The organism is Streptomyces sp. WAC05292, assembly GCF_003949955.1.
In the GTDB taxonomy this organism is placed as follows: Bacteria; Actinomycetota; Actinomycetes; order Streptomycetales; family Streptomycetaceae; genus Streptomyces; species Streptomyces globosus.
The window spans coordinates 1-5,584 of the sequence record NZ_RPSE01000397.1 but is presented as its reverse complement, the minus strand read 5'-3'; the positions used below and the strand labels follow the sequence as shown (position 1 = coordinate 5,584).

Here is a 5,584-nt window from a genome sequence, read left to right as displayed (position 1 = left end):
GGGCTGCGCCGGGGAGGGCTCGGGAGCGGGCGGCTCGGACTGTGTCTCGCGCAGGTTCGGGCGCTCCTGCGACGGGGGTGCGGACGGCTGCGGTGCGGGGCTCTGCCCGGACGGCGGGGCCGGGCGCTCGGTCTCGGGGTCCCGGAGGTCGGGACGGTCGGGCGACGCGGGCGCGGACGGGGATTCGCGGTCCGGGGTCTCGCGGTTCGGGGACTCGGGCGCGGGCGGCCGGCTCTCCCGTACGCGGGGGCGCTCGGAGGCCGGCGACTGCGGAGCCGGGCTTTCGGGCTTCCCGGTCTCGCGGCCCGGAGGGGTCTGCGGCTCCCGGGTCTCGTGCCCGGGCGAGCGGGGGTCGCGGGTCTCGTGGCCGGGGGAGTACGGGTCGCGGGACTCGTGGGGAGACCTCGTCGCGGGCGGCTCCGTCACGGGCGGGGCCGTCGGCGGCAGCGGCCAGTGCTTCGGCGGCGGCTGCGTCTTCCTGTCGTGCCTGCCGTGGTCGCCCGATTGCCGGCTCACCCACTGCCGGTCCTTCTGGTCGAAGATGACGAAGACCTTGACCGGCGTCTCCGAGCGGTTGACCACCACGACGTTCTGCGGTCGGTAGCCCGGCCAGCTCTTCCCCTTCTGCTCGGGGGTGCCGGCCTGCGGGACCGCGCGGCTCAGCGGGTTGCCGCAGGCGCAGCGCACTTTCGGCTCGCCGTGGCTGTCGACCAGGACGGCCGTGCCGGACTGGAGGACCGCCTGGTAGCCGGTGGCCGCGCCGCTGCGGTAGCCGTGGTTGGTGACGCGGGTGTCCGAGCGGAGCTGTACGGGCGTCAGCGAGCGCAGGTAGCCGGGTACGGCGGTCTCCTCGACCTTCAGGGCGGAGGCGAAGGCCTTGTTCTTCGCCCGGTCCGAGCCGAGGTAGCGGATCTGCTTCTCCACGTCGCAGCTGGCGAGGTTGCGGCTGCCGCCGTACAGGCCGGGCTCCGAGCCCGCCACGCTCGTGAGGGTCCGGGCGGCCGTCGGGGCCACGCGGGGCGCCGCGGCGGGCAGCGCGGTCGTCGCGTGGGCAGTGGAGGGGGTGAACGGCTCCTCGCCGGTGGAGCCGGTGGGCTCCAGGATCACCTCTCCGGCCGCGGTCTGCTGTCCGCCGCCGCCCCCGCCGTCGGGCCGGGTGAAGACGACCGCCAGGACTCCGGCGACCACCGCCGCCCCGGTCACGGTCGCGATCCGCGGCACCGAGCGCCACCACGGGCGCCCGCCGCCGCCCGGCCCCTGCTCCGGACCGCCGGGACCGCCGGGCCCTCCCGGAACTCCGGGACCTCCCGGCCCGCCGGGGCCGCTGCCGCCTCCGCCTCCGCCTCCTCCCCCGCCGACCGTCGGCGGGGGAGGAGGCGGGATCGGCCTCGTCGCGTCTTCGGACGGGCGGCCGGAGAGCGGGCCTGAGGGCGGGCCGGTGGGGCGCTCGGAGCGCGGTTCGGAACTCACCGTTTCCCTCCCACCCGGCACCGGCACCGCACGTCCGACCGGTCGCCCCGGCCGCGCCCATGCCGCCTTCCATGCCCAATGTGTGGGTTTGTCTGCTAGCACACATTGTGCGCCCCGATCCCGAGGAATCCCCAACCCGATCACCGCGTCGTCGCCCTGCGCCCCTCACTGGCCGACGGGGCCGGCGTCTCGGCCGAGTACGCCGCCCTCGACGAGCGGCTCGCGGTCCGGGCGCCGGCCGGCGTCCCGCTGGAACACGCCGCCGCCCTGCCGCCGGCCGCGCTGACCGCGGAGCAGGCCCTCGACCGTCCCGGCCCCGGCTTCGCGGGCCGGCTCCTCGTCTGCGGCGCCGCCGGCGCGGTCGGGGGATACCTCGTCCGGCCGGCCGCCCTGCGCGGCCTGCACCCGGCCGCCCTCGCCCGCCCCGGCGACGCGGAGGCCGTACGCGGGCTGGGTGCCCCCGAGGTGTTCACCGGGGCCGCGCCCCCGCCGGCAGGCGCGTACGACGCCGTCATCGACGCGGCGGGGCGGCCGCGGACGGTCCAGGCCGTGCGCGACGGGGGGCGCTGCGTGTCCCTGACGCCGTTCGCCGTACCGGATCCCGAGCGGTCCGTCGACGCCGAGGTGTACGGCGTGCGGACCGACCCCGCCATGCTCGACACGCCGGCGCGCCGCGTCGAGGACGGGCACCCGGCGCTGCGGATCGCCCGCGTGCTGCCGTTCGAGGAGGCGCCCCGGGCGCACGCCCTGCCGGAGGCGGGCGGGACCCGCGGCAAGATCGTGCTGACGCCGGGGTCCTGACGCCTTCCGGGCCGCCCGGGCCGCGGCCGGGTGCGGGACTCAGCGCCTGCGCGGCCAGGCCGGGCGGCGCCGGGAGGTGCGCGGGCCCCGCCCCGACAGCGGGGCGGGGGCCAGGGCGAACGAGACCGCGATGTGCGCGCCGCCCAGCGGGCCGCGGCCGATGCGCACGGAGCCGCCCGCGGCGGTGGCCGCCCGGTGCGCGATGTCGAGCCCCAGCCCGGTGGAGCCGGTGCTGCTGCCGCGGGAGAGGGCCCGGTCGGGATCCGGGATGCCGGGCCCGCCGTCCTCCACGACCAGCTCGACGGCCAGCGCCGACCGCACGACGCGCACGCCGAGCGGCGTGCCGGGCGGGGTGTGCCGGAAGACGTTCCCGATCAGGGCGTCGACCACGGCGGCGACATCGTCCTCACTGAGCGCCACCGGCGTGGGCTCCGGGGTGAGGTCCAGGGAGCACTCCCGTTCCTGGTGCCCGGCCAGCACCGTCCAGAACGCCGTCCGCCCGCGCACCACCTCGGCCGCCTCGCAGCGCGGCCCGGCCCCCGCCGCGCCGGCCGGCCCCCGCCCCGCGGCGGGCTCGGCGCCGAGGAGGCCCTGGCCCATGGGACCCACGGCGAGCGGGGTGCGCGCCGCCGCGATGATGGCCTGGAGCTCCGCCTCCAGCTCGCCGACGGCCGCCTCGACCCGTGCGGACTCCGGCGTGCCCGCCATCCGCTCCGACGCCAGGTGGAGGGCGGTCAGCGGGGTTCGCAGCCGGTGCGACAGGTCGGCGACCAGCTCGCGCTCCACCGCCAGGAGCTCGGTCATGCGGTGGGCCATCGCGTTGAACGCGACGCCCGCCTCGCGGAGCTCCTTCGGGCCCATCGGATCCACGCGGGTGTCCAGATCGCCCTCGCCGAGGGCGCGCGAGGCCTGCGCGAGCCGCTTCGAGGACCGCACGACCTTCGCGCCCAGGCGGTCGGCGACGAGGACCGAGCCGGCGATCAGCCCGACCGCGAGGAACGCCATGACCGCCCAGGACTCCGCGACCCCGCGGGTCAGCTCCTCCTCGGGGACGAAGTTCTCGACGACGGCGACCCGGTCGCCGGGCAGCACGACCGGCTGGAGGCACATCCAGCCGCCCGGAACCTCCTGGGAGATCGACTCCCGCCCCGTGCGGGCCCGTTCGAGGAGCGCGGCGGGCGCCTTCGACCTGCCGAGCGCGCCGGCGTCGGGGAGGTGGACGACGAGGTGCTCGCCCCCGTCCAGGCTGGCGGCCGACTCCCGCAGTGCGGCCGGCTCGGTGGTCAGCGCGAGGACCGGCGCCAGCGCGGCGGCGCGCTGCTCGGCCTCGGTGACCCCCTGCTCCCTGACGAGCGACATCACGAGGAGGGCCAGCGGTATGAGGAAGGACAGCGCGACCATCGAGGTCACGGCGAGCGCCACTCCGGCCAGCGAGCGCCTCAACGGGGGGCCACCAGCTTGATCCCGACGCCGCGGACGGTCCTCAGGTAGCGCGGGGCCGCCGCGCGTTCGCCGAGCTTGCGGCGCAGGGACGACAGGTGCACGTCGACGGTCTGGTCGTCCACGTACGGCTCGCGCCACACCTCGGTCAGCAGGCGGCGCTTGGAGACGACCTGCCCGGCGTGCCGGGCCAGGAACGCCAGCAGGTCGAACTCCCTGCGGGTGAGCCGCAGCTCGCGGCCGGCGAGGAAGGCGGTGCGGGCGCCGGGGTCGACGACGAGTTCGCCGACGGTGGCCGGCTGCGGGGCGGCCGATGCGGCGGCCGGGGCCGCCCCGGCGCCGGCGCCGGCGGGCGCGACGTGGCTGGTGCGCCGCAGCACCGCGGCGAGGCGTGCGATGAGCTGCCCGCCGGAGAACGGCTTGACCAGGTAGTCGTCGGCGCCCGCGTTGAGGAGCTTGATGATCTCGGTCTCGTCGTCCCGTGCGGTGGCCACCAGCACGGGCACCGAGGATATTCCGCGGATCATCCGCAGGGCGTCCCCGCCGTCGAGGTCCGGCAGCCCCAGGTCGAGGACCACCGCGTCGACCGGCGCCTGGGTGAGCTCCCGCAGCCCGCCGAAGCCGTCGGCCGCGCTCCGCACGGCGTACCCGTGCTCCGCCAGGACCTCGATCAGTGACTGGCGGATGCTGGGGTCGTCTTCCACGACCAGGACGCTGGGCATGGGGGACACCTTAGGGGTTGGGCCGGAGCGGTCCGAGGGGAGGCCTAGCGGGGCGCGAACACCGGGCCTTCGGCGGTGACGCGCAGGTGGACGGGCCGGTCGGAGACGGGGATGGTGCAGCCGTCCTCGGTGCTGCAACTGGCGTATCCGAGCAGCACGGTGGCCTCTCCGGTGCCGTCGGCGCGGACCGGCAGCGTCGTGGTGACCGGGCCGTCGGGATAGACGGGGACGGGGGCGCCGACTCCGGGCACGCTGATCGAGCGCACCTCCGCTGCGGCGGCCAGCTCCCCCTCGGCACGCAGCGCTCCGGTGACGGAGACCGCGGTGGGGCGGCCGACGCCCTCGACGCCGGTGGCCGGCAGGTCGGTGCTGTACAGGTGGAACCCCTTCTCCTCGGGGGTGAAGACGGCCTTGAGGGTGCCCTTCGCGTCGCGCCAGTCCGCTATCGAGAGCGTGACGGTGACGCCCTTGTCGGTGAAGCTCGCCGTGGGCGCCTGCTCGGCGGCGCCTCCCGCCTGCTCGGCGCCCTGGCCGCCGCAGGCGGTGAGTCCGGCGAGGCAGAGGAGGGCGGCGGCGAGGCGCGCCGGACGTGAACGGCCTGTCCTCGCGTGGGCGTTCGAGCGGATGGTCTGGGGCATGTGTGTCACCTGTGTCGTGTGTGCCATATGTATGTCTTCGTGTGCGGTTGTTTGATACGGGGACCGGTCAGAACGCCGCGGTGGAGTCCGCGCTCCACAACTGCAGGCGCAGCACCCACGGGTAGTGCCGCTTGACCAGCCCGAACGCCCCCAGTGCGCGCCGGAAGGCGAGCGCGGCCAGGACGAACGGCAACCCCAGCGCCAGACAGTAGGCGGCCATCAGCAGCGCCCCGCGCGCGGCACTGGCCTCCGTCCAGGCGAGGGCCTGCACGGCCCCCAGCGTCGGCCCGGTGCACGGCGTCCAGCCGGCCGCGAACACCGCGCCCAGCAGCGGCGCCCCGGAGAGCCCCAGCGCCGGGCGCCGGTGGCTGCGGAACTCCCGCTGCGTGAAGCCCGGCAGGAAGCCGGTGAAGGCCAGGCCCATGACGATGGTGAAGACGCCGAGCACCTGCGTCAGCGCCTCCTGGTGCGCCGGCAGCGTCCGGCCGAAGTAGCCGAACAGGGCGCCGCCGG

General features: G+C 76.7%; 6 protein-coding genes. 1 reads left to right on the top strand and 5 read right to left on the bottom strand.

Going from position 1 to position 5,584, the window contains the following annotated elements; translation table 11 throughout:
* Window positions 1–1,221: DUF6777 domain-containing protein (locus EF903_RS27680; protein ID WP_185902851.1), on the bottom strand; the 1,221-nt coding region annotated here is incomplete at its 3' end.
* 354 nt (window positions 1,222–1,575) lie between these two features.
* Between EF903_RS27680 and EF903_RS27675 the strand changes: the two genes are divergently transcribed.
* The gene (locus EF903_RS27675) at window positions 1,576–2,271 is read left to right on the top strand and encodes a zinc-binding dehydrogenase (RefSeq protein ID WP_125547680.1); all 696 of its coding nucleotides are present in this window, start codon (window positions 1,576–1,578) and stop codon (window positions 2,269–2,271) included.
* A gap of 39 nt (window positions 2,272–2,310) precedes the next feature.
* On the opposite strand, the gene EF903_RS27670 is transcribed toward EF903_RS27675, so the two are convergent.
* The 4 genes from EF903_RS27670 to EF903_RS27655 all read right to left on the bottom strand — a co-directional run.
* Window positions 2,311–3,714 (bottom strand): ATP-binding protein, encoded by a 1,404-nt coding sequence (locus EF903_RS27670; protein ID WP_125547679.1) that lies wholly within the window; start codon window positions 3,712–3,714, stop codon window positions 2,311–2,313.
* Window positions 3,711–4,433 carry a response regulator transcription factor gene (locus EF903_RS27665; protein WP_125547678.1) on the bottom strand — a complete coding sequence of 241 codons (723 nt, stop codon included), beginning with the start codon at window positions 4,431–4,433 and terminating at the stop codon, window positions 3,711–3,713. Before EF903_RS27665 ends, EF903_RS27670 begins: the two co-directional genes overlap by 4 nt.
* Window positions 4,434–4,477: 44 nt before the next feature.
* Entirely contained in the window at window positions 4,478–5,071 is a 594-nt protein-coding gene (locus EF903_RS27660) for a hypothetical protein (RefSeq protein WP_125547677.1), read from the bottom strand.
* A gap of 67 nt (window positions 5,072–5,138) precedes the next feature.
* On the bottom strand, window positions 5,139–5,584 hold a 446-nt coding region (locus EF903_RS27655; RefSeq protein ID WP_221888785.1), incomplete at its 5' end, for a cytochrome c biogenesis CcdA family protein.

Bases quoted from the DNA above. Each gene is read 5' to 3' on its own strand.
- EF903_RS27660 (WP_125547677.1), bottom strand. From the start codon at position 5,071: ATGCCCCAGACCATCCGCTCGAACGCCCACGCGAGGACAGGCCGTTCA.
- EF903_RS27665 (WP_125547678.1), bottom strand. From the start codon at position 4,433: ATGCCCAGCGTCCTGGTCGTGGAAGACGACCCCAGCATCCGCCAGTCA.